This is a genomic window from Microbulbifer agarilyticus S89 (assembly GCF_000220505.1).
Taxonomy (GTDB): domain Bacteria; phylum Pseudomonadota; class Gammaproteobacteria; order Pseudomonadales; family Cellvibrionaceae; genus Microbulbifer; species Microbulbifer agarilyticus_B.
On the sequence record NZ_AFPJ01000007.1, the window covers coordinates 178,405 to 201,543 of the forward strand.

Here is a 23,139-nt window from a genome sequence, read left to right on the forward strand (position 1 = left end):
CTTGTTCTCCAGTCTTTTTTTGATTGTATGCGGATGTTTAGTCGGCCGCACCAAACAGCCCCATCTGGCCATCCACCAGGCCATCAAAATCCAGATCGATAAACGGCAATATGGCATCCGCCACTGGCTTTAGCTGGCGGTCGATATAGTGTTGGTAATCAATTGGGGACTGGAGGTAATCCACTGGCTCGGGACCGTTGAGGGTAATTACGTAGCGAATCCAGCCCTTGTTCTGGTACTGCGGTGACAGGCCCTGCTGGCGGCGGTGTTCGTCGGCTAGTCTTGCGGCGCGTACGTGGGGCGGTACGTTTTTTACGTATTGTTCGAGCTTGCGCCTTAGGCGCTTGCGGTACACCAGTTGCTCATCCATCTCCCCTGCTCGGGTTTTCTCTACCATTTCGCGGATATAGTCGGATGGGTCTTCGCCGTGAAATACCATGGCGTAGAGTTTGGTCTGGAACTGCTTGGCAAGTTCGGTCCAATCGCTGCGGACGGTTTCCAGGCCCTTGAATACCAGCTTTTCTTTATCGCCGTTCACCACCAGGCCCGCGTAGCGTTTCTTGGAACCGGCCTCGGAGCCGCGAATAGTGGGCATCAAGAAGCGTTGGTAGTGGGTTTCGAATTCCAGCTCCAGCTCGCACACAAGCGCCAACTCATCTTTGAGCTTGTTCTGCCAGCGCGTGTTCATCTCATCGGCGAGGTTCTTGCCGATCGCATCTGCTTCTTCGGGCCTGGGTTGGCCGCTTAGCCAGACGAACGTGGAATCGGTATCGCCATAAATTACCTGGTGGCCCAGCTCCTCAATCCAGCTGGCCGTCTGCTGCATGATCTCGTGACCGCGCAGGGTGATGGAGCTGGCGAGGCGCGTGTCATAAAAACGGCAACCGCCACTTCCCAGTACTCCGTAAAAGGAGTTCATGATGATCTTGATGGCCTGGGAACGGGCGGCATCCTGCTCTTGCTTGGCGATGTCGCGCTGGGCCCAGAGATTGGTGATGATGTCGGGCAGGAAATGCTTGTCGCGGGAGAAACGCGCACCGCGAAAACCGGGGATGGTGTTTTCATCCGCACGGCCCTCTTCTACTTCCCCTTTCTCTCCGTCGGCCAAGCCCTCAACCAAACCCATAGGATCGATTTTGAAGGTGCGAATGATGCTGGGATACAGACTCTTAAAATCCAGCACCAGCACGTTGTCATACAGGCCGGGCCGGGAGTCCATCACATAGCCGCCGGGACTGGCCAGACCGCCGTCGGCCGGCAAGTTGGGCGCTACATAGTGGCTGCGGTGGAGTTTGGGCAGGTAAAGGTTGGTAAAGGCCGCCACAGAACCGCCGCTGCGGTCGAGCTCAAGACCTGTTAGCTGGGCCCGCAGGCGCAGGTAGTCCAGCAGGCGGGTGTGCTCATAGATGTCCCAGACCAGACGGCAGTCTTCCAGGTTATAGGCGGCGAGCTTGGGCTTGTTATGGCGGAAATCGTGTTCAATCACGCCCAGGCGGTTGTCCACGTCTTCGGTATCCTTGCCTCGGCCCAGCAGCGTCTGCGCCACAAACTCCAGGCTGAAGCTTTCGAAGTTGTAAGTGGCACTCTTCAGTCCGTCGATGCCATCCAGCACTACCCTACCCGGCAAGGTCACAAAGCCCTGATTGCCCTCGCGGCCATCCCGCCAGCGGGCCTCGGTGCCACCGCGCCCCAGTTTCAGGCGCAGGCCGTAGCGCCCGGCCCTTTTCAGCAACAGGTGAAAATCGAAGTCCACCACGGCCCAGCCGATGATGATATCCGGGTCCAGGGCGGTGATCCTAGCCTCCAGCACCTGCAGCAGCGCCCGTTCGTTTTCGACCCAGTGCATGGTGGTGTCGGCGTCTTCCGGTTCACCAACCATCAGCACCTCTTCCACCCCATTGCCGTAGAGACCGATGGAATACAGCTCGCCCTTGCCGGAGCACTCCACGTCGAGGGACACCACCTTGAAATCCGGCTGCACATCGGCACCCTTGAGGCGGACCTGGCGATATTCGGTATAACCGTCTCTGGCCCGGGCTTCCCCTTCAAAGTAGAGGCCACCGCGGGCAAAGCGCTCCATCAGGTAGCGGTCGTGCAGACGAAAATCTGCCTCAAACATCTCGATGCCGCGCTCTTTCAACAGAGTTTGCGCCCGGCGATGGGCGTCAATGGTAGGGAAATACAGCATCGCCGCCTCTTCGCGGCCGAAGGTCTGGAAGCCCAGCTGCTGCCATTCGTGGGGCACCGCGGCCAGTACTTGTTGTACCTGCGCGCGGTCCGCAACCTTCACCATAAACACCGGGCGCTCGCCCTCAATGACCAGCTTGGCCGGGCCCTCGGGGGTAGCCAGCCAGTAGTGGATACAGGTGCTGCCGCGCTGATCGAAGCTGTGGCGAGTGAGGAGAAAACCTTGGGGCAAGAGACTGTTCTGGGTTGAGACGTGGGTGATTGGTTTAGGCCATTCTACTGTATGAATGCACAGATATCAGCAATCACCAGATGAGAGCCCTCACCTTCCCCAATAGTCATATGACCGACGCCTTAACAATTGATGGGCGCTATATGCGGTAATAAGATCGTCCTTTATTGAATCTCTGCAACTGTGTTCGTGCTATGGCCGTAAATGTCGTCCCTACTGTGATCTACTCAAGCATGTTGGGTGTGACTCTGTTTGCGTTGCTGGAGTGCCTGAGCAAGCCAAGGCAGCGACAAACGGCCTACTTGATTGCGCTGTTCTCTTTATTGCTCGTACATATCTTGGGCGAGCTGCATATCTATTCCGGCTTTTACCAATACGCGCCTTCGCTGGCGGGATTGCAGTTTCCAATACGCATGTTGCTGGGGCCTGCACTCTATTTCTATGCGTTTGCCACCATGTCACCAGATAAGGCGCTGCCACGCAAAGCCTATGCTCTGGCGATGCTGGGCCCGGTACTGATTGTATTGATCATGCTGCCGTTTCTTTTCGGCAGCACCCCCGAAGAAAAGCTGGCATTGGCTGATCCATCGACCCGTGACCCCGCGCTTTGGAAAATCGCGGTTACGACCTGCGTGGTATCCATGCTCGCATTCATACTCTTCACCGGCGCCTATCTGGTGGCTACCCTTAGACTCCATGCGCGACATCGACGCCAGCTGTTGGATCGATTTGCCTCCATCGAGGATCGCTCGATGGACTGGTTCCGGGTGGTATTACTGTTATGGGGCGTCGCATGGTTACTTTTCGCAGTTGAATACATCGTCGGTTTCTTGGGGTACCGCTGGTTTGGTTCCGGTATTGTGCTGCCCACTATTGAAGCGGCTATATTGCTGGTATTTGCGTATCTGGCGATAAACCAACCGGTATTAACCGATTCGGATAAAGGTAAAGAGACGGATAAAGATAAAGAGAGCGCCGCACCGTCCAGACTACCGAGTCTGAAAGCCGAGCGTTTGGAGCAAATTGCCAAAACACTGAATCAAGTAATGGCTAAAGATAAGTTATATATGGAATCCGACTTATCGTTAAAAAAGCTCTCTGAAACCATATCCGTAAGCGAAAACCATATATCCGAGACGCTATCGCAATTTCTGGATACCAACTTCTTTCAGTTTGTGAATGGATATCGAGTCGACGCAGCTAAGCAATTGGTTAAAGGCTCCGATATGCAGGTCTCCGCAATTGCTTACGAGGTGGGCTTTAACTCCAAGTCCACATTCAACGCGGCGTTCAAAAAGTCCGTCGGCGAGACCCCGACCGCCTACCGCAGGCAGCAAACCCACTAATCTGGCCGCAAAAAGTTGTACTAATACGTCCGAACGGGCCCGTCCGGACGTAAATCGCCCTTCTCGCACGTAATCTCTGCCTAGAAATTCATCAACAGGCATGGAATCTTATGTTGGGCAGATACCTCGACCGCTTACCCTTTTCCGGTGCAACTGGCGCGCCGATGACAATTCAGCCACGCGGCTTGCTTAAAGGCGCATCAATATTCTGGTTTTGCTCACTGTTGGTGGGCCAATGGATGTTCCTTTATTACATCATCGCGTTTTACGGGTTTTCCGTATTAACCGGGAACCTGGAAATCTGGAACCGATTCGAGCCCCTTGGCAGTAGCCCCTACGTTGCCGGTGATTTCGGTGGCAACCTGGCATTTGCTGCGCACGCATTAGGCGCGGGTATCGTTGCATTTGGTGGTGCGCTGCAACTCATTCCTCAAGTGCGCAATCGATTTCCGCGCTTCCATCGCATTAATGGATATATCTACCTTACAACGGTATTGGGCCTCGCCTTATCCGGGTTTTATCTGGTACTCATAAGAGGCACCAGCCCGGATGTGCTGTCAGCCATTGGCACCTGCATTAATGGGGTATTTATCCTGTACTTTGCTTATATGGCACTGCGATGCATTAAGAATCGGGATATCGGCAATCACCGGAAATGGGCACTGCGTCTATTCTTGGTTTCAAACGCCCAGTGGTTTCTGCGCGTGGGGGTATTCAGCTACCTGATTACCGGCACGCTGCTGGGCCTTGAACCGGGATTTGGTGACCCATTCTTCCCCATGTGGACATTCGGTTGTTATCTGCTTCCACTGCTGACGCTGCAGTTGTATTTCTACGCTGCCGAGCGCGGCGGCCCGCAAATACAATATGTGACCAGTGGTGTACTGATCGTACTAACGGTCGCGCTGATTATTGGCGTTGTGGGGTATACGCCCTTCTTGCAATCACTTATCGCGGGTGAAACACCCTCGCTGTGATCTCAAGACAACATGCAGATATCGGCAATCAATTGACCGTGTTTTGGAGTGCGGCCAGCCAGTAATGGATGGACGCACTTCTTACTCAGAGCGCACCTCATCGATTACTTCGCTACTAATCCAATAGAGGTTTGAAATACCACCCTCTTCATCATAGCGGCTAAAAAACAGGTATTTACCATCCGGGGTAACGCTCGGCACCGTTTCGCTATGGGTCGAATTTACCTCGCTGCCCAAGCTAACCGGCTTAGACCAACCGCCATCGGGCTGCTTAAAGTAAACGTAGATGTCACTGTCTTTACGCCCATCTCCCTCGGCCTTGGCATCAACCAGCAGATAGTCTTGCTGTGGCGAGATAAACCCGTGGATACCAAACGCGATACCTGCCTTATCGACCTTGGGATATTCACCGTCAACCAGCGGTGCATGGTAGACGCTCGATTCGATGATATTGGTAAAAAACAGGTCGCCGTTACCGGCCAGTGTCGAATAGAACACTTCGCTGTCATTGACCGGTGATGCAAGCTTCTTGGCAGCACCCCAGCCATCGGCAACGCGCTCCACCGTCCAGAACTTGGTATCGGTGAAGTCGGCGTTATAGGCGGTAAAGAATAGCTGCTTACCGTCCGGACTAAAAAACGGCTGCATTTCGCCCGCTTTCTTGCCCTTTGTAAACGCCTCTTGCTTGATGGGCTGCCAGGTGCCGTCGACCAACTTGGAGGAATAGATCGCAGCAGGCTTGCCGTCCTTCTGCCCGGAGAAGTACATCTCATCCAGATCTTTAGAAAAGGCGATACCGTATTCGTAACGGCCAGTCACCGACACGGTATCTTTGGCAAACAGCTTGGCTTTCGCTCCCGGGAGCTCTTGATCGAAATATGGACTATCGGCCGCAGCCAACGGGGTTAAAGACAGCAAAGAAAGGGCAAGAACGGTAGGCTTCATCGCAATCGCTACTCTTACTATTATGGATAAGAGCCATAGTATCGACCTGAAGCACGCGTTACAGCGCCAACTCGTTAGCTTGCCGTATTAATGGGGCGAATGGATATCACAGGTCATCAACATACAAATAGCGCGACCTAAGAAGCACTCATTCTATTCTAAACCCCTGCGGGATAATTTTTGAACAATATCATTCACGATTAATTCAGCCTCTTTGACTTCATCATCGCTCATGAACTTAGCTACATAGTCATGACCTTTCCCAGAAACCTTATACCATGCATATGCCCGCACATAATCTTTGGGCACACCTTTTCCATAGTAATAGTGACCAGCGACTTTTCCTTGTGCAGTCAACAACCCTGACCAGGCCGCCTCAAGATATAGACTAAAAGATTTCTCATAGTCTCTTTCCATATCTCGACCCGAAGTGTAGGAAACGGCCAAACCCAATGCAGCATTCATATTTCCTTGTTCATAGGACTTATTAAGCCACCTCATAGATTCCGCATGATCTTTTTCGACGCCCCCCCAAGTATTCTTACGCATAGTACCCAAAACGAACTGTGCATCAGCATGACCCGAATTTGCAGACTCTGATAGTAGTCGATACGCCTCTGGGTAATCTCGCTCAACCCCACGACCATTGACAAGCATTTCCCCATATTGATATTGCGCTTCAACATCCCCTTTCCGAGCCAACCTCCTAATATCCCGCAATGAGTATGCAAGCAGCGGATACATGCTACATAGTGGTTCGATCTTGTTGACTTTTACATAATACATTTCTACAAATTCATTCTTTCTCCACTCCTGACTACCATTCATTTCACTGCCAGAAATTGACGTTATATATTCCTCGACGACAGTCATTTTTCTCGACTGACTTAAGGCATCGACAACAATCTTGGGCTGATCTTCGAGAAAGAAATTTACTTCTCGCTCACTCATACCCGCCAACTCTCGACGAATCTCTGAAAGAGATTTTGCGCCACCTTGATTCGTTTCAAAGTCAAATACTGTTGTTATAATTTTTCTTCCATGTGTCTGCCAGCGCCCGTCCGAGTCAAGCTCAGGTTTTCTTTCATAGCCGCCTTCCGGACTACAACTAAAGACATACAGTTTGTAGCTACCATCCTCATTGAATTCAGTAATATTCGCTGCACCGGCAATTGGCCAAGAAATTGGAACCATCGCCCAGGTTCCAATCAGCCTGCCCTCCAACGAGCTCAACTCTCTGGAATATGAACTAAAACTAATCGCGAGGGCACATAAAAATAAAAAATATCTAGTCATAAGAGAGCTATTAATTCCCAGCAAACCCCAAACTAACCTAGGTTAGTAAATCCCAAATATTTGGATCAAATCCACTTTATCGGAAGTAGAATATTACTGATATGACAATTTCTTCAACCCCAAAACTGGCTTTTATATGCTTTACCAGCAGTCCAGACCAATACACCATCGATATAGCCAAAAATCAGCCGTATTTCTCGAGCTTCTTCCTTTGGCTATCACCTTTTGCTTGATGAGCTGCCACACGTCGTCAACCAACTCAGGCGAGTAGCTCGCATTAGGCTTGCCGAATCAACGTGGCGCGCTGACAAATAGGCTCAATCGATCTGGCGGCGAGCCTCATTGGACCGCTGGGTATAGGGAGCACGCACCATACGTTGCTGGTTGCGCTTATCCGTTTTCTGTTTAGGCTTCTTTTCCCTTTTCCTTTCCTTCTGCTTTGGCTGCTCGTTTTTTGATTGCTTGCGCTCCTGGCGTGGTGCTGGCTGCGCGGCAGGATTGCGCCGATCATTTAGCGCTTTGCGCTGGGACTGACGCTGGGCTCGCTGGCTTTGTGATTTGGGCCTGTCGCGCGCCGCGCGGCGATCGATTGCCGGACGATCTACCGCAGGAACAATGCGTGGGTCGCGAATGCCGGCCGGCTTGCCAGTAACTTTAACTACCCGCTCGTCCCGGCTTGAACCCCGATTTGGACTGCGACCTGGGTTCCGGCGTTCATTGACGCGCTCAATACGGCGGTCGTTACGGCGGTCTCCGCCCCGATTATCCGCCTGAAACGCCCGCTGCTTTGGCTTGGCTACGCCAGCAAACCCCTGGACGCCGTCTCGGCCACGATTCTGGCGCTCCTCACGACGATCCTTGCGTTCATCACGACGATCCCTGATCTCCTCGCGGCGTTCCTTGAATTCCTCACGATGATCTTTACTTTCCTCGCGGCGGTCCCAGAGGTCCTCACGACGATCCTTGGCCTTTTCACGACGATCATACCGATATGGGTTGCTGTCATGCCGATCCCGCCGCTTGTAACCATCGTCATAAGCATGCCGGCGCGGCGGCTTGTGGTGGTGCCCTCCGGCATAGCGATGGCCGTGACGGTGCAAGCGTGTACGCCAGCGATCATTGAAGTTGACCGAGACGTACAGATTCGGGGCGGGAATCCAGGGGCCATGCCAGTGATTGGCGCTGATCCAATGGTCCTGATACCAACGGTAGTAGCGCCCCTGCCGATAGAACACGTCGCTGCGGTCATAGAATACGTATACGCCGAGGGCTTCGTCGTAGTAGCGATAGCCGGGGTCGGTGATCACTGAATAGGAGTAGACCGGCGGTGCCTTGCGGATATAGGTTTGCTCGACCATCACTGGCGGGGCTGATGGGTAGGTGACACAGCCACCAAGCGTCAAAGTAACGGCGAGAGCGGCGAGTAATCGGTATGGGGCCTGGCGCATGGTGCGTATTCCTTGGATTCACACCTGCTTTTTAACCCGCCGCAACTGAATCGTTGCTGAATTTGCTCGCAAAAAGAGCAGAAAAAGTCGCGCTCAGGGACATCAACAGCGTCCACGAAAGTGGTTTCAGTTCAGTCGACTGTATTGCGTAGTTATACGCTCAATGCGTTGGCCGTAGTGATAACCTTGCAGTATTCCCCATCCAAGTTTGATAAGTACAACCAGTGGACGTCATCGGCCGGATAGTTTTTACCATTTAAGCCCGTGATTCCAAAAGCCGCAGTAGCATCCTCTGGCAAGAAGACAGAATAGCCCAACCCCGCAGCAACCCTTATGGTTGCATCGATAGAGTTATTTACCAGTACACCACAAACTACCAACTCGGTGGCATCAAAACTCTTGATGTGATATTCAAGATCTGTGTTGATAAAGGCGCAATTTTCCGATTTAGTAACTACGATTTCACCAGACAGTGGAGCAACGGCCTTCTTAAAACGAAATCCATCCGATGACTGATGATACGGGGAATCTTCATACTTCGACGAATGCCGCACATGAATTATTGGGAATTCTCGAGCACGCCACCTTCCTAACAACTGAGCAATTTTATTCTCGGCTTGCGCATTGCTTCTTTCCGATGAACCATAAGTATCAATTGCATCCTGTACATCGATGATTACAAGTATCGGATTTACTGATTTAATCAATTTTTACTACCCACATGTAACGCCACAATCACTGGTCAACTGGATGTAGTTGTAATTAAGGCTAACGAAGCGATAGCGCAGCGCAGCGCATAAATTACACCGAAAGACTGCTGCCCAAATTCATAGCTTTGTTATATGCTTTTCTCCTGCAGTTCAGCCAAATACAATTCAAACTGCTCGCCTGGTTCAGTACCATACACTTTTTTGAATGCCTTACCAAAATTGGAACCAGACTCCAATTCGCTGATTAAATCCTTGCCCCCCTTTGGGTGCAAATACTCATAAAACATTGACGCCTGGCGATAGTCCATGTGCTGCTGATACCATGCATCAGTTGATGCTTGATAGCTTAACGGCCACCTGGTTTTGTAAAATTCTCCGTGACCTCTAGTTAAAATAAACCTTCCCGACAGCATCAAATCCGCGGCCTCTGCCTCTGAAACTTTACTAGCACCGCCACCATTAGAGGCATATGTAGCTAGACCGTCATGGTACCACTGCGGGATTCGCAATGCGCTCAAAGTTGATATTTGTTGAAACAGATGCAGATGAGAGAGTTCATGGGTAAGCCATTTAGGGAAATCTTTTTGCTTAAAAACATAAGGAGCCAAAAACAACCCCTTATCAGTTACTGCAGCAAGAATACTTCTAAGTCCGGTGTACCTAGTAAAACATTTCGGGCTATTGCAAATATGGATGCGAACTACACCCGTGAAAGCTTTACCGTGAATATGCTCTATAGATTTAATGCTTTCATCTAATGCTTGGCTTGCAATAGCTGCTTCTTCTCGCATTCCATCCTTGTAAAGAATCCGAGGATCTTGTTTATATGATGTGAAATCCGTCGCAACAGGAGATTCACCTTTTGATACATAGGTGTCTGTGGAATAGACGAAAAATATCCCAAGACTAATTATGACGGGAATTATCAATAATATTGCTATGACAAAAGGGGATCGAAGTTTCATTTGCCTCCCTGAACCAAGTACATTCAGTGCCCAACGCAGTCAACGCGGAGCGCGTTTATTTTTGCGCTTGAGCGCCAGTAGTAGCGTAAAAGGTGCGCAGCGTTGGCTGTCGCTCTGCCGCTGATTATTAGTTCTGCTGGACTGCCTTAGTGTAAATAAGCTTGTTATCGCCAGCGGCGAAGAAATCTTTGACCTCTGCCTCAAGATTGAATCCACATTTTTCATAGAATGCTCGTGCGCCCGAAAACCCTGGGAGCTGTGAAGTTTCTACGATTAACAACCGTGCGTGACGGCTTTTAATTTCCTTTTCAACATGCGAAACGAGCTCTTTACCGAAACCACAGCCTTCATAGCCATCTTTCATCCACAACATGAGTAAATTCCATGTCCCTGAGGTGACTGGTTCTGGCGCACAGTAAGCAACCCCCACAGGAACGTCGTCTATTGCTGTGAGCCAGATTGCTTCCGCAGGATTTTCAAAATATGCATCAAGGGTAGTTTTGACATGAGCCAAGCCTTCTTCGTCAAATTGGCCGCTGTTTTTGATTATCGTGAGCAAAGCCTCTTGGTGCTCTTCTACTGTTCTCGAAATCACTAGATTTTCCTATTAAAGACTAGCGCCCCGCGGAGACCCGAAGGGCTGGAGAATTTTGCTTGCGCTTGTTATGCGCGGGTGGCGCGGAACTCCAAAATAGTTTTGGGCATATTATAGCGGTCTATCGTTTTCTCCCCGAAGTATGTGAAATCCCATTTCTTGCTGAATAGTCTACATAAGTCAGTCTTGTCAAAGAATCGCTTAGCTTGATTATTTACAATAAACAAATTGGAATCAATTTCAGGGTAACCAGTTGCTCCGTAGTTGGTATCCTTTTTCGAATTTACTCGACCAATTAAAATGCCGCCAGGCGTTAAGACCCTATATATCTCCGATACAACCTCTTCGGTTTTGCTCCAATCAAAGTAATGCAAGCAAAGACTTGCTACGACCACGTCAAAACTATTCGACTCAAATGGCAGGCGCTCGCTGTGATCTAGCTCTTCAATGTTTAACAGATCATTTCGCACCAAATCGGTCGCTATCAGACTACTCGCGATAGATCTAAGAATTTGTGTATCTATACCGGCACCTGCACCAAGCTCTAGAACTGACTTGCCCTCTATCTCTTTTACCCAGCTTTCCAGCCACTTGTAATCAGATTTCATACTACATTCAGTGAATAACAGTTTATTCAACAGACGCGTCAATATATCCAGGTATCGCATGTACAAGAATCGCGTCGTTACCCCAAATAAAGAATTCTCAGGATTTTCAAAAGGTTGGAATATCAGCGAACCATCATTTGAACTTGAAAGCGCGATGGGTCGACATTTATCGCTCTGACTGGTATTTCTTGATCATATTGCGCCCTCTATTAAAGTCAATGACCTGGGGCAGTCACTCAGTGAATAGACGACGGGTCTCGCGATCTTGCAAGTGTGATGTGTTTTTTGGCTATTCTTTGAGCACAAAAGTCGTACTGAGAGTTCAAGGGGAGATCCGGGGGCATGAGCCCCCCGAAAAAACGATAAGCGAAAGCTTATCGCGAAATAGATTGGGCGATTTTCAATTCAGAAAATATCCGCCGGCACCCGCACCCACCCTTCCATAAGAATCCGCGCACTGCGGCTCATAATGGCCTTGGTAGCAGTCCACTGCCCGTTGACCACTTCAGCTTCCGCACCGACCCGCAAGGTGCCGGACGGATGGCCAAAGGTGACCGCATTGCGCTCCCCTCCCCCAGCAGCCAGATTGACTAGCGTACCGGGAATGGCAGCCGCAGTCCCAATGGCAACAGCAGCGGTACCCATCATGGCGTGGTGCAGTTTGCCCATGGATAGTGCACGCACCAGCAGATCGATATCTGCTGCGGCCACTTCTTTGCCGCTGGATGCGATGTAGTCTTTGGGCGGTGCCACAAACGCGATCTTGGGGGTATGTTGGCGGGCGGCGGCTTCTTCGAGGTTTTCGATCAGGCCCATGGCCTTTGCACCATAGGCGCGCAGGGTTTCGAAGCGGGCCAGCGCCTTTTCGTCACCGTTGATGGCTTCCTGCAGTTCGGTGCCGGTGTAGCCGATATCCGCGGCGTTGACGAAGATGGTGGGAATGCCGGCGTTGATCATGGTGGCTTTGAGCTTGCCGCCTGCAACTACGTCTGTTGGCACTTGCAGGTCGTCTACCAGGTTGCCGGTTGGGAACATTGTCCCTGCGCCATCCGCGGGGTCCATAAATTCGATTTCGACTTCGGCCGCTGGGAAGGTAACCCCGTCCAGTTCAAAATCACCGGTCTCCTGCACTTCCCCATTGGTAATGGGTACGTGGGCGATGATGGTTTTTTTGATGTTGGCCTGCCAGATGCGCACGGTGCAAATACCGTTTTGCGGGATGCGCTCGGCATCGACAAAGCCGCTATTGATGGCGAAGGCACCGACGGCGGCGGTGAGGTTGCCGCAGTTGCCGGACCAGTCCACGAAGGGCTTGTCGATGGAGACCTGGCCGAACAGGTAATCCACGTCGTGCTCGGGCTGAGTGCTTTTGGCCAGGATCACGGTTTTACTGGTGCTGGAGGTGGCACCGCCCATGCCGTCGGTGTGTTTGCCATACGGGTCGGGGCTGCCGATTACCCGCAGCAGCAGTTTGTCGCGCGCGGGGCCTGGGGCCTGCGCCACTTCGGGCAGGTCCTGCAGGCGGAAGAATACGCCCTTGCTGGTGCCGCCACGCATATAGGTGGCTGGCACTTTTATCTGAGGGGCACTCTTTTTGGGCTCAGGGCTGTTCATTGCGCGGCGCCCTCGGCTTCGAGGAAGTCGTTGGCAAAGCGCTGCAGTACGCCGCCGGCGTCGTAGATGGAAACTTCTTCGGCGGTATCCAGACGGCATTTCACCGGCACTTCTACGGTTTCACCGCCTTTGCGGTGTACGCGCAGGGTCAGTGTGGCACCCGGGGTGCGTTCACCGGCTACGTCGAAGGTCTCGGTTCCGTCGATGCCCAGGGTTTCGCGGGTGGTGCCGGGGAGGAATTCCAGCGGCAATACGCCCATACCGATGAGGTTGGTGCGGTGAATGCGCTCGAAGCCTTCGGCCACAATCGCTTCTACACCCGCGAGGCGCACGCCTTTTGCGGCCCAGTCGCGAGAGGAACCCTGGCCGTAGTCGGCACCGGCAATAATGATCAGCGGCTGCTTGCGGTCCATATAGGTTTCGATGGCTTCCCACATGCGGGTTTCTTTGCCTTCTGGCTCTACGCGGGCCAGCGAGCCCTGCTTCACTTCACCGTTTTCGTTGCGCACCATTTCGTTCAACAGTTTAGGGTTGGCGAAGGTGGCGCGCTGGGCGGTGAGGTGGTCGCCGCGGTGCGTTGCGTAGGAGTTGAAGTCTTCTTCCGGCAGGCCCATTTTTGCCAGGTACTCACCGGCGGCACTGCTGGCGAGAATGGCGTTGGACGGCGACAGGTGGTCGGTGGTGATGTTGTCACCGAGTACCGCCAGCGGGCGCATGCCCTTGAGGGTACGCTCGCCGGCCAGCGCGCCTTCCCAGTATGGCGGGCGGCGGATGTAGGTGCTCATGGCGCGCCAGTTGTACAGGGGATCACCCTTCTCTGCTTCCGCTTTATTCAAATCAAACATCGGGATGTAGACTTCGCGGAATTGTTCGGGCTTCACGCTCTGCTTAACGATTGCGTCGATCTCTTCGTCGCTCGGCCAGATATCTTTCAAGGTAATGGGGTTGCCGTCTTTATCGTGGCCCAGTACATCCTTTTCGATATCGAAGCGAATGGTACCGGCGATGGCATAGGCTACGACCAGCGGTGGTGAGGCCAGGAATGCCTGCTTGGCGTAGGGATGGATACGGCCATCGAAGTTGCGGTTGCCGGACAGTACGGCGGTGGCGTAGAGGTCGCGGTCGATCACTTCTTTCTGGATTTTCGGGTCCAGTGCGCCGCTCATGCCGTTACAGGTGGTACAGGCAAAGGCGACCACATCAAAGCCCTGCTGTTGCAGTTCTGGCAACAGGTCGGCTTCTTCCAGATACATTTTTACGGTTTTGGAACCGGGCGCGAGGGAGGTTTTTACCCAGGGCTTGCGGGTAAGGCCGAGTTTGTTGGCGTTACGCGCGATCAGGCCTGCGGCAATCATGTTGCGCGGGTTACTGGTGTTGGTACAGCTGGTGATGGCGGCGATGATGACGGCACCATTGGGCATTTCACCTTCTTTCTCTTCCCATTCTTTGGCGATGCCACGGTTACCCAGTTCGGATACGGGCAGCAGTGCGTGCGGGTTGGAAGGGCCTGCCAGGTTGCGGCCTACGGAGGAGAGATCGAATTTGAGTACGCGTTCGTATTCGGCATCTTTGAGGGTATCTGCCCAGAGGCCGGTTTCTTTTGCGAATTTTTCTACCAGGGCTACCTGCTCGTCGTCGCGGCCGGTGAGCTTGAGGTAGTCGATGGTTTGTTCATCGATGGCAAACATACCTGCGGTGGCACCGTATTCCGGTGTCATGTTGGCGATGGTGGCGCGGTCGCCAAGGCTCAGGCTGGAGGCGCCTTCGCCGTAGAATTCGAGATAGGCACCGACCACGCGCTCGCGGCGCAGGAATTCGGTCAGAGCCAGTACCATGTCGGTGCCAGTAATGCCGGGTTGCAGTTTGCCGGTCAGCTCTACGCCGACGATGTCTGGCAGGCGCATGTAGGATGCGCGGCCGAGCATCACGCTTTCGGCTTCGAGGCCACCCACGCCTACGGAGATTACGCCGAGGGCGTCGACCATTGGGGTGTGGCTGTCGGTACCGACACAGGTATCCGGGAAGGCGACGCCGTTACGAACCTGCACCACTGGAGACATTTTCTCCAGGTTGATCTGGTGCATGATGCCGTTGCCGGGCGGAATGACGTCGACGTTTTCGAACGCGGTTTTGGTCCAGTTAATGAAGTGGAAGCGGTCTTCGTTACGACGCTCTTCAACTTCGCGGTTTTTTTCAAACGCGTTCTTTTCAAAACCCGGGTGTTCGACGGCCAGGGAGTGGTCGACGATCAGCTGGGTGGGTACCACCGGGTTTACTTTGGCGGGGTCCCCGCCCTTCTCTGCAATGGCGTCGCGCAGGCCGGCGAGGTCCACCAGTGCGGTTTGGCCGAGGATATCGTGGCAGACGACGCGCGCGGGGAACCAGGGGAAGTCGAGGTCGCGCTTGCGTTCGATAATCTGCTTGAGGGCGGCGGTGAGGTTTTCTGGCTCACAGCGGCGGACGAGGTTTTCAGCCAGGATACGGGAGGTATACGGCAGTTTTGCGTAGCTGCCCGGCTGGATGTTTTCCACGGCTTCACGGGTGTCGAAATAATCTAGGTCTGTGCCGGGGAGGTTTTTGCGGAATTCGGTATTCATCTGGAAGGTCACGCGTTCGAGTCGTTGGGTGGCGGCACTGCTGTCGGGTATCCCTCTACTGGACACGCCGAATACCCATCCCTGGGGGCTTGGCTGCGAGATCCCTCTCGCAGACAGTCCAGTAGAGGGATACCCGACATCAGTGCCTTCGCATCATATTTTGTAGGAGCCTCTGAATAACGTAGCGAGCGGGTGGATGGTGGTGGCCGCCTGCGCGGAGGAAGCGGAGCGTACTTGCAGTACGTGAGCATTCCGAGCACAGCCGGACGCCGCCAGGCGCCCGCGCAGTAGTTATTCAATGGTTCCTTAGCGCTCAGCGATCGGAGTAACTTTACGCAGCCCTGGGCCGGTGTATTCCGCGCTTGGGCGGATGATGCGGTTGTCGGCGCGCTGTTCAAATACGTGCGCGGCCCAGCCGGTTACGCGGGACATTACGAAGATCGGGGTAAACAGCTTGGTGGGAATACCCATGAAGTGATACGCGGAAGCGTGGAAGAAGTCGGCGTTACAGAACAGCTTCTTCTCGCGCCACATGACTTCTTCGCAGCGTACGGATACCGGGTACAGTACGTCGTCGCCCACGTCGGCGGCGAGTTTTTCAGACCACAGCTTGATGATGCCGTTACGCGGGTCGGATTCGGTGTATACCGCGTGGCCGAAGCCCATGATCTTTTCTTTGCGCTCGAGCATTCCCAGCAGTTCTTTTTCTGCTTCATCGGCAGAAGAGAAACGCTCGATCAGTTCCATAGCCGCTTCGTTGGCACCGCCGTGCAACGGGCCACGCAGGGAGCCGATGGCGCCGGTGATGCAGCTGAACAGGTCGGACAAGGTAGAAGCACACACACGCGCGGTGAAGGTGGACGCGTTGAATTCGTGCTCCGCGTACAGGATCAGGGATACGTTCATCACCTGAGCGTGCAGGTCGTTGGGCTTTTCGCCGCGCAGCATGTGCAGGAAGTGGCCGCCGATGGAGTCGTCGTCGGTTTCGGTTTCGATGCGCACGCCGTCGTGGCTGAAGCGGTACCAGTAGCAAATAATGGACGGGAACGCGGCCAGCAGGCGGTTGGCGCGGTCTTGTTGCTGGTCGAAGGACTCTTCGCCTTCGAGGTTACCCAACATGGAGCAACCGGTACGCATGACGTCCATCGGGTGGGCGTCTGCCGGAATGCGCTCGAGCACTTCGCGCAGTGCCTGTGGCAGGCCGCGCATGGTTTTGAGTACGCCTTTGTAGTCTGCCAGCTGCGCACTGGTGGGCAGTTCGCCATTAAAAATCAGATAGGCGACTTCTTCGAACTCGCAGTTTTCTGCCAGGTCTTTTACATCGTAGCCACAGTATGTGAGGCCAGAACCGGATACACCAACGGTGGAAAGTGCAGTTTTACCGGCTACCTGACCACGCAGGCCTGCTCCGCCAACTTTTTTCTCTGCCATCTCTATTTCCCCTAGTTTTCCTGATTATTCGGTTAGATGAAATTTGGGTTACGTCGTTGTTGCTTGTTGCGTGCTTACTTCTTGAAAAGCGCGTCGAGCTTGTCTTCAAACTCGTGGTAGTTCAGGTAGTCGTACAGTTCTGCGCGGGTCTGCATGGTGTCGACCACGGCCTGCTGGTCGCCTTTCGCCAGAATACTGCTGTACACATTTTCAGCCGCCTTGTTCATGGCGCGGAAGGCAGACAGCGGGTACAGCACCATGTCGGCGCCGGACTCACCCAGCTCCTGTTTGTTATACAACTTGGTTTTACCGAACTCGGTGATGTTTGCAAGAATCGGTACGTTTAGCGCATCTTTGAACGCGCGGTAGTGTTCCAGTTCAGTTACCGCTTCGGCGAAGATGCCGTCGGCACCGGCTTCGATGCACGCCTGGGCGCGGTCGATGGCGGCTTCGAGGCCTTCCTGCGCGAACGAATCGGTACGCGCCATGATGAAGAAATCATCGTCGGTGCGTGCGTCTACGGCAGCCTTGATGCGGTCGACCATCTCTTCTTTGGATACGATTTCTTTGTTGGGGCGGTGACCGCAACGCTTCTGCGCTACCTGGTCTTCAATGTGAACGGCGGCGGCACCGGCGCGGATCATTTCTTTGATGGTGCGCGCGATGTTGAATGCGCCACCCCAGCCGGTGTCGATGTCCACCAGCAGTGGCAGATGGGTGGCCGCGGTGATGCGGCGTACGTCTTCCAGTACGTTCTCCAGGCTGGTCATCCCCAGGTCCGGCAAGCCGTAGGAAGCATTGGCCACACCGGCACCAGACAGGTAAATAGCCTGGTGGCCGATACGCTCAGCCATGATGGCGGTGTAGGCATTAATAGTGCCGACAACCTGCAGTGGCTGATTGTCGTTCAGGGCCTGGCGGAAACGTGCGCCGGCGGATTCAGGTCTGCTCATTATGTTGCCCCTATTCTCTTTTCTCTCAAGATTCGATGTTAGTTACGAGTTGGCTAGGTGTTAGCTAGCTGCTAGATAGTTTCTTTGCGATATTGCTGCGGGATGCGCGGATATGCCGGCGCATCAGGATTTCTGCCAGTTCGCCGTCGCCGGCCTCGATGGCTTCAATAATGTGGCTGTGCTCGCGGAAGGCGCGGTGCGCGCGTGGGCTGGCCATACCCAGCTGGTAGCGATACATGCGCACGCGGTAGTAGAGCTTGTTGCACAGGGTGTCGATCAGGAGTTCGTTGTTGGAGGCCTGCACGATGCGGAAGTGGAAATCGAAGTCCCCTTCCGGCTGGTAGTAGGCGGTACCGGCCTGCAGCTCTTCCTGCTGCTCGTGGCGTGCCAGCATCTGGCGGAGTTCGGCGATGTCGGCATCCGTGCGGTTCTCTGCCGCCAAGCGACAGGCCATGCCTTCCAATGCTTCGCGCACATCGTAGAGTTCGAGCAGGCCTCGATCACTCAACGCGACGACGCGGGCACCCACATTCACCCGGCGCTCAATCAGCCCCAGGGAATCCAGCCGCATCAGCGCTTCACGCAGGCTACCGCGGCTGGCGTCAAAACGGCGCGCCAGTTCCGGCTCGCTGATTTTGCTACCCGCGGCCATACGCCCTTCGACAATGTCTTTGCGCAGGGATAGGAACAGGCGGTCGGCCAGGCTCTGCGTGCCCGTTAACGCTTGTTCACCCGCTTTTGTCAGCTGGTCCGTACTGGCCATTTTCTAACCCAACCTTCCCATTTGATCGGTGCCGGCAAGGCTCCCAACCAGGATTGTCGACACTTTTTAGTGCGAAGAAGGATATTTGGCCACGTTTTTGCCGTCAAGGGTAAATTATGTCAACACATACCAAGGGATGTATGACCAATCGGTCAACCGGAGCCGGAAGGAGCACAGCTGGTTGAATAAGGACGGAGCCCGGTCGAACTGGGCCGAACATCGCTTAGTTATGAGTGTACGTGGCCGGAATAGTAGTCTTGAAATAGCGATATGGGCATAATAGCGCCGCACCGACTTGGTACGGGTTCGAAGAAATCCCCACAGGCCAATCTATTCTTAGTGTGTCGGCTATAAACAATATTGATGAAATTCCGTAAAGCAGTTTACCCGGCCGGTAAACTGCCCCGAATTCGAGAGCTCCGAGCAGAACAACATCTATGCCTAAAAGTGTTATCAGGCGCTGGCTGCCAACTCCCGAACAAGTCCGCTCCAATAATGGCCTGAAGTTTCTCGGCACTCTGCTGCACGATCCGAACCTGTTCCACCTGAATCGCCACTCGGTTTCTGTTGCTTTTGCCGTGGGCATTTTCACCGCCTTTCTCCCACTACCGGGCCAGATGATTATTGCCGCACTACTGGCACTCTGGTTCCGCTGCAACCTGCCGCTTTCCATGGCTCTGGTGTGGATTAGCAACCCGGTCACCATGCCGGCGATTTTCTACAGCACCTACAAACTGGGCGCCTGGATACTCGGCACGCCACCGGTGCAGTTCGAGATCGAGCTGTCATGGGAGTGGCTTACGGAAGAAGTGGGGAAGATCTGGCTGCCGCTGTTTTTCGGCTCACTAATTAGCGGAATTTTCTTTGCCACCATCGCCTACTTCGTTATGCAGGCAATCTGGCGCTGGCAGGTAGTGAAGCGCTGGAAAACACGACTGGCACAGCGCAAGGCCCAGCTGGGAAACAGCTGAGCCAATGGAAAACAACGACACGAAAGATAGCGCGGCGGGCTAGAAATCCTGCCGCAGCGCAGCCGCTGGCTGCACCTTGCTCGCCTGGTATGCCGGGTACAAGGTTGCGATCAGGCTGAGTAGGAACCCTGCCCCTACCACCAGCGCCACATCCCCCCACTGCAATTCAGACGGCAGGTAATCCACCGGGTAGACGTCGGATTTCAGGAACTGTATACCGAATAGCGATTCCAGGCCGGCCACCGCATCGGTGACCACCAGCGAGCCAAGCACACCCAGCGCGCCTCCCACCAAGACCCCAATAAGCCCCACCAGTGCGCCCTGGCTGACAAACGTGAGCAGAATTTCACGGGTGCTCGCACCCATGGTGCGCAGAATGGCAATGTCGCCGTGCTTGTCGATCACCACCATCACCAGCGTGGAAACCACGTTGAAAGCCGCAATCGCGATAATCAGAAAGACCAGCAGGCTCACCAGATTACGCGACATCTGAATGGCCTGATACAAATTACCGTGGGTGCCGGTCCAGTCGTTGCCGTAGTAACCCTCTGCGGGCAGCTGTCGCAGCAACTGCTGGAACACGGCGAACGAGCCGAGCATATCCTCAACACGCATCTGCACACCCGCTCCACCAGCGCCACCCGCTAGCGCTTTGGCCTGTTCCCAATCGACAATCGCCAACGAGTGGTCGAGTGCGGTTCCGGAATGGAATATGTCCACCACTTTAAAGCCGGCAAGCTGGGCGGCACTGCGCCCTCCCCCGATGCTGCTACCGCTCTGTGGCACGATGACAGAGAGCTGTTCGCCGACGTTGATCTTGAGTTTGTCGGCAATGCCCTTGCCGAGAATAATTCCCGCCTCGACAGGATCACTGGTGAGCGCCGCGAAGCTACCGGGCTGTAGAAAGTCGCCAATGGTGGAAACGTTCACGATGGTTTCCGGGTTCACGCCCTGCACCAGCAATGGCGTCACGTCCAAACCGTTTTTGGCAAGCCCATTGACCTGCCACACTTCGGCAGCGGCGGTGACGCCCGGAGCAGCGGCAATCTCGTCGCGCATTGCGGTCCAGTCGATATCGGGGCTGGCGTTGTACACGGTGGCGTGCGGCATGATGCCGAGAATCCGCTCGCGCAACTCGCGATCAAACCCGTTCATAACCGACATCACAATAACCATCAGCGCCACGCCGAGGATCAGGCCGATCATCGACAGGCCGGAAATAAATGACACCAGCCCGGCGGAGTCTTCGTCGCTGCGCTGGGCGCCGGCGTAACGCAGGCCAATAAACGCGGGTAAAGGTTTAAACATAGTGATTCCTAAGCCGCCGCGTTAAACGTGGTCGCCCTGTTGCCAGCCTTCCACCAGTTGCCCGTCAATCAAATGCAGGCAACGGTCGAGCGCGCCGGCGAGATCTGGGTCGTGAGTGACGATCACGAAGCTGATACCCATCTCGTCGTTGAGGCGGTCCATTAGCTTATGAATTTCCTGCGCGGTCGCGCGGTCCAGGTTGCCGGTCGGCTCATCCATCAGCACACAAGCCGGGCGGGCAACCAAGGCACGAGCGATGGCCACACGCTGGCGTTCACCACCCGACAGCTGCGCGGGTTTGTGTGTGAGGCGCTCGCCCAAACCGACGGCCTCGAGCATTTCGGTTGCTGCCGCGCGCGCCTCGCTCACCGACTGCTTGCCAATCAGCAAGGGCATGGCGACATTTTCCAGCGCGTTGAATTCGTTTAGCAGGTGGTGGAACTGGTACACAAAACCCAGGCTGGTATTGCGCAGCCAGCCGCGCTCATTGGCGTTGAGCGTGGCCAGGTTTTTGCCACCGACCCAGACTTCGCCAGAGGTCGGTGTATCCAGCCCGCCGAGCAAGTTGAGCAGCGTCGACTTGCCGGAACCAGACGCACCAACAATCGCCAGGCGCTCGCCCTTCGGCACCTGCAACTCGACGTTGCGCAATACGTCCAGCGCATTGGCGCCCTGGCGGTAGGATTTACTCAGCTGATGGCAGGCCAGCACCACTTCTTCAGCGGTGTGCGGGTGTGATTCTTCCGGATGTATTTCCACTTGGCTGTTCATTTTTACCGGTTCCGTTTGGCAAATGCGGAAAGTGCATCTGCCGGATGAAAAACTGAAAACTCTATTTATCGTTCAAGCTATTAATCGTTTAAGCGATTTATCGTTCAAGCTACCGATCAAGCTATTTATGGCGCTCATTGCTGAGCGGCCTATTCAAATCAACTTATTCGTAACGCAGCGCTTCTGCCGGCTCGATTTGCGCTGCTCGCCACGCCGGGAACAAGGTCGCCAGCAGGCTCATAATAATTGCCGCGCTCAGCACCATCACCGCATCGCCGGTGCGAAATTCCGACGGCAGGAAGCTGACAAAGAATACCCGCGGATCAAAAATCTGGGCGCCCACAATCTGCTCGATCCAGGAGACCAGGTCGGTCAGGTTCAGTGCGATCAGCGTACCCAACAAACCACCGACCAGCGCACCGATAATACCGATGGCGCTGCCCTGCACTACGAACACGGCCATGATCTGCCGCGAGGTAAGCCCGAGGGTACGCAGTACGGCGATGTCCGAACGTTTGTCGGCAACCATCAGCACCAATGCGGAAACAATATTGAATGCAGCTACCGCGACGATGATCATCAGCATCAGGGTAACCACGGTTTTTTCCATTTTTACCGCCTGGAACAGGCTGCCCTGGGAGTGGCTCCAGTCTTCACCAGAGAAACCTTCGCCCAGCGCGCTGGCGTAGCCCTCTACCCGCCCGAGGGCATTGTTCATGTCGTCAAACTTCAGCTGTAGCCCCTGCACTTTGCCCGGCATACGCAGCAGGCGCGCGGCATCGTCGAGATGCATCAACGCCATATTCTGGTCGACCTGCGCACCCACGGAGAAGACACCGGCCACGGTAAAGCGCTTGGTGCGGGGGAAGATACCGGCGGGCGTAATGACCACTTCCGGCAGAGTGAGAATGACACTGTCGCCGGGAATCACACCCAGCTGACGAGCGAGAATCCGCCCAAGCACGATGTTGTAACTGCGGGATTCAAGTGCATCCAGGCTGCCCATCATCATGTGCTCGCCCACCGCAGAGACCTCACGCAACGCTTGCGGATCGACACCCTGGAACTCCACCCCCTGGGACTGGTTGTTGGCGCCGAGTAATGCAAAACCGCGCACGAATGGGCTGGCTGCCTGCACATGCGGCTGCTGCTTAAGCTGCGCCGCCACTGTCGGCCACTCCTGCAGGCCCTCTTCCTGCACCACGAAACCGTGGGGCACGACCGACAGGATGCGGGTTTTCAGCTCGCGATCGAAGCCGTTCATTACCGAAGTGACCACGATCAACGCCAATACCCCCAACGCCATTCCCAGCAGGGAGAAGCCATTGATAAAGGAGATGAACTGCTGACGCCGGCGGGCGGCCACGTAGCGAAGGCCAATATAGAGGGGGACGGGTTTTATCATGAGGGTGATTTAAGCGG

Annotated in this window: 19 protein-coding genes; 3 read left to right on the forward strand and 16 right to left on the reverse strand. The window is 54.4% G+C overall.

The genetic code is table 11. The annotated features are described in order from the left end of the window. Window positions 1-37 precede the first annotated feature (37 nt). Window positions 38-2,419, reverse strand: a complete 2,382-nt coding sequence (locus tag AS89_RS0101615; RefSeq protein WP_010130510.1) for a DNA polymerase II — start codon at window positions 2,417-2,419, stop codon at window positions 38-40. Between the two features lie 194 nt (window positions 2,420-2,613). Between AS89_RS0101615 and AS89_RS0101620 the strand changes: the two genes are divergently transcribed. Beyond that, a complete protein-coding gene (locus AS89_RS0101620) occupies window positions 2,614-3,765 on the forward strand; it encodes a helix-turn-helix domain-containing protein (RefSeq protein ID WP_100169212.1) in 1,152 nt (383 codons plus the stop codon). Between the two features lie 239 nt (window positions 3,766-4,004). Next, the gene (locus AS89_RS0101625; RefSeq protein ID WP_202798359.1) at window positions 4,005-4,742 is read left to right on the forward strand and encodes a DUF2306 domain-containing protein; all 738 of its coding nucleotides are present in this window, start codon (window positions 4,005-4,007) and stop codon (window positions 4,740-4,742) included. Window positions 4,743-4,823: 81 nt separating this feature from the next. Here AS89_RS0101625 and AS89_RS0101630 read toward each other — a convergent pair whose 3' ends face one another. The 12 genes from AS89_RS0101630 to AS89_RS0101695 all read right to left on the reverse strand — a co-directional run bounded on the left by AS89_RS0101630 (window position 4,824) and on the right by AS89_RS0101695 (window position 18,667). After that, entirely contained in the window at window positions 4,824-5,687 is an 864-nt protein-coding gene (locus AS89_RS0101630) for a TolB family protein (RefSeq protein WP_010130513.1), read from the reverse strand. 153 nt (window positions 5,688-5,840) lie between these two features. Continuing rightward, window positions 5,841-6,881: a tetratricopeptide repeat protein gene (locus AS89_RS18050; protein WP_158217331.1), complete on the reverse strand. Its 1,041-nt coding sequence runs from the start codon at window positions 6,879-6,881 to the stop codon at window positions 5,841-5,843. Window positions 6,882-7,300: 419 nt separating this feature from the next. Continuing rightward, window positions 7,301-8,431 carry a hypothetical protein gene (locus tag AS89_RS18055; RefSeq protein ID WP_010130515.1) on the reverse strand — a complete coding sequence of 377 codons (1,131 nt, stop codon included), beginning with the start codon at window positions 8,429-8,431 and terminating at the stop codon, window positions 7,301-7,303. 152 nt (window positions 8,432-8,583) lie between these two features. Continuing rightward, window positions 8,584-9,138, reverse strand: coding sequence for an isochorismatase family protein (locus tag AS89_RS0101645; protein WP_010130516.1), 555 nt, complete (start codon window positions 9,136-9,138; stop codon window positions 8,584-8,586). Between the two features lie 131 nt (window positions 9,139-9,269). Next, window positions 9,270-10,106 (reverse strand): hypothetical protein, encoded by an 837-nt coding sequence (locus AS89_RS16615; protein ID WP_010130517.1) that lies wholly within the window; start codon window positions 10,104-10,106, stop codon window positions 9,270-9,272. Between the two features lie 127 nt (window positions 10,107-10,233). Continuing rightward, window positions 10,234-10,701 (reverse strand): GNAT family N-acetyltransferase, encoded by a 468-nt coding sequence (locus AS89_RS0101665; RefSeq protein ID WP_010130518.1) that lies wholly within the window; start codon window positions 10,699-10,701, stop codon window positions 10,234-10,236. Window positions 10,702-10,769: 68 nt separating this feature from the next. After that, complete coding sequence (locus tag AS89_RS18060) at window positions 10,770-11,309, reverse strand: class I SAM-dependent methyltransferase (protein WP_158217332.1); 540 nt, start codon at window positions 11,307-11,309, stop codon at window positions 10,770-10,772. 405 nt (window positions 11,310-11,714) lie between these two features. Next, window positions 11,715-12,923, reverse strand: coding sequence for a 2-methylaconitate cis-trans isomerase PrpF (gene prpF / locus AS89_RS0101675; protein ID WP_010130520.1), 1,209 nt, complete (start codon window positions 12,921-12,923; stop codon window positions 11,715-11,717). After that, complete coding sequence (acnD, locus tag AS89_RS0101680; protein WP_202798360.1) at window positions 12,920-15,586, reverse strand: Fe/S-dependent 2-methylisocitrate dehydratase AcnD; 2,667 nt, start codon at window positions 15,584-15,586, stop codon at window positions 12,920-12,922. Before acnD ends, prpF begins: the two co-directional genes overlap by 4 nt. A 240-nt stretch (window positions 15,587-15,826) precedes the next feature. After that, the gene (gene prpC / locus AS89_RS0101685; protein ID WP_010130523.1) at window positions 15,827-16,951 is read right to left on the reverse strand and encodes a bifunctional 2-methylcitrate synthase/citrate synthase; all 1,125 of its coding nucleotides are present in this window, start codon (window positions 16,949-16,951) and stop codon (window positions 15,827-15,829) included. 74 nt (window positions 16,952-17,025) lie between these two features. Beyond that, window positions 17,026-17,904 carry a methylisocitrate lyase gene (prpB, locus tag AS89_RS0101690; RefSeq protein WP_010130524.1) on the reverse strand — a complete coding sequence of 293 codons (879 nt, stop codon included), beginning with the start codon at window positions 17,902-17,904 and terminating at the stop codon, window positions 17,026-17,028. Between the two features lie 64 nt (window positions 17,905-17,968). Then, entirely contained in the window at window positions 17,969-18,667 is a 699-nt protein-coding gene (locus AS89_RS0101695; protein WP_010130525.1) for a GntR family transcriptional regulator, read from the reverse strand. 437 nt (window positions 18,668-19,104) lie between these two features. Here AS89_RS0101695 and AS89_RS0101700 point away from each other — a divergent pair, with 437 nt between their 5' ends. Continuing rightward, window positions 19,105-19,638, forward strand: a complete 534-nt coding sequence (locus AS89_RS0101700; RefSeq protein WP_010130526.1) for a DUF2062 domain-containing protein — start codon at window positions 19,105-19,107, stop codon at window positions 19,636-19,638. A gap of 39 nt (window positions 19,639-19,677) precedes the next feature. Here the strand turns inward: AS89_RS0101700 and AS89_RS0101705 are convergent, their stop codons facing one another. The 3 genes from AS89_RS0101705 to AS89_RS0101715 form a co-directional block, all read right to left on the reverse strand. Next, on the reverse strand, window positions 19,678-20,946 hold the full coding sequence (locus tag AS89_RS0101705; protein ID WP_010130527.1) for a lipoprotein-releasing ABC transporter permease subunit: 1,269 nt from the start codon (window positions 20,944-20,946) through the stop codon (window positions 19,678-19,680). Window positions 20,947-20,967: 21 nt separating this feature from the next. Then, a complete protein-coding gene (gene lolD / locus AS89_RS0101710) occupies window positions 20,968-21,717 on the reverse strand; it encodes a lipoprotein-releasing ABC transporter ATP-binding protein LolD (protein WP_010130528.1) in 750 nt (249 codons plus the stop codon). Window positions 21,718-21,880: 163 nt separating this feature from the next. Continuing rightward, window positions 21,881-23,122: a lipoprotein-releasing ABC transporter permease subunit gene (locus AS89_RS0101715; protein WP_010130530.1), complete on the reverse strand. Its 1,242-nt coding sequence runs from the start codon at window positions 23,120-23,122 to the stop codon at window positions 21,881-21,883. Window positions 23,123-23,139 lie beyond the last annotated feature (17 nt).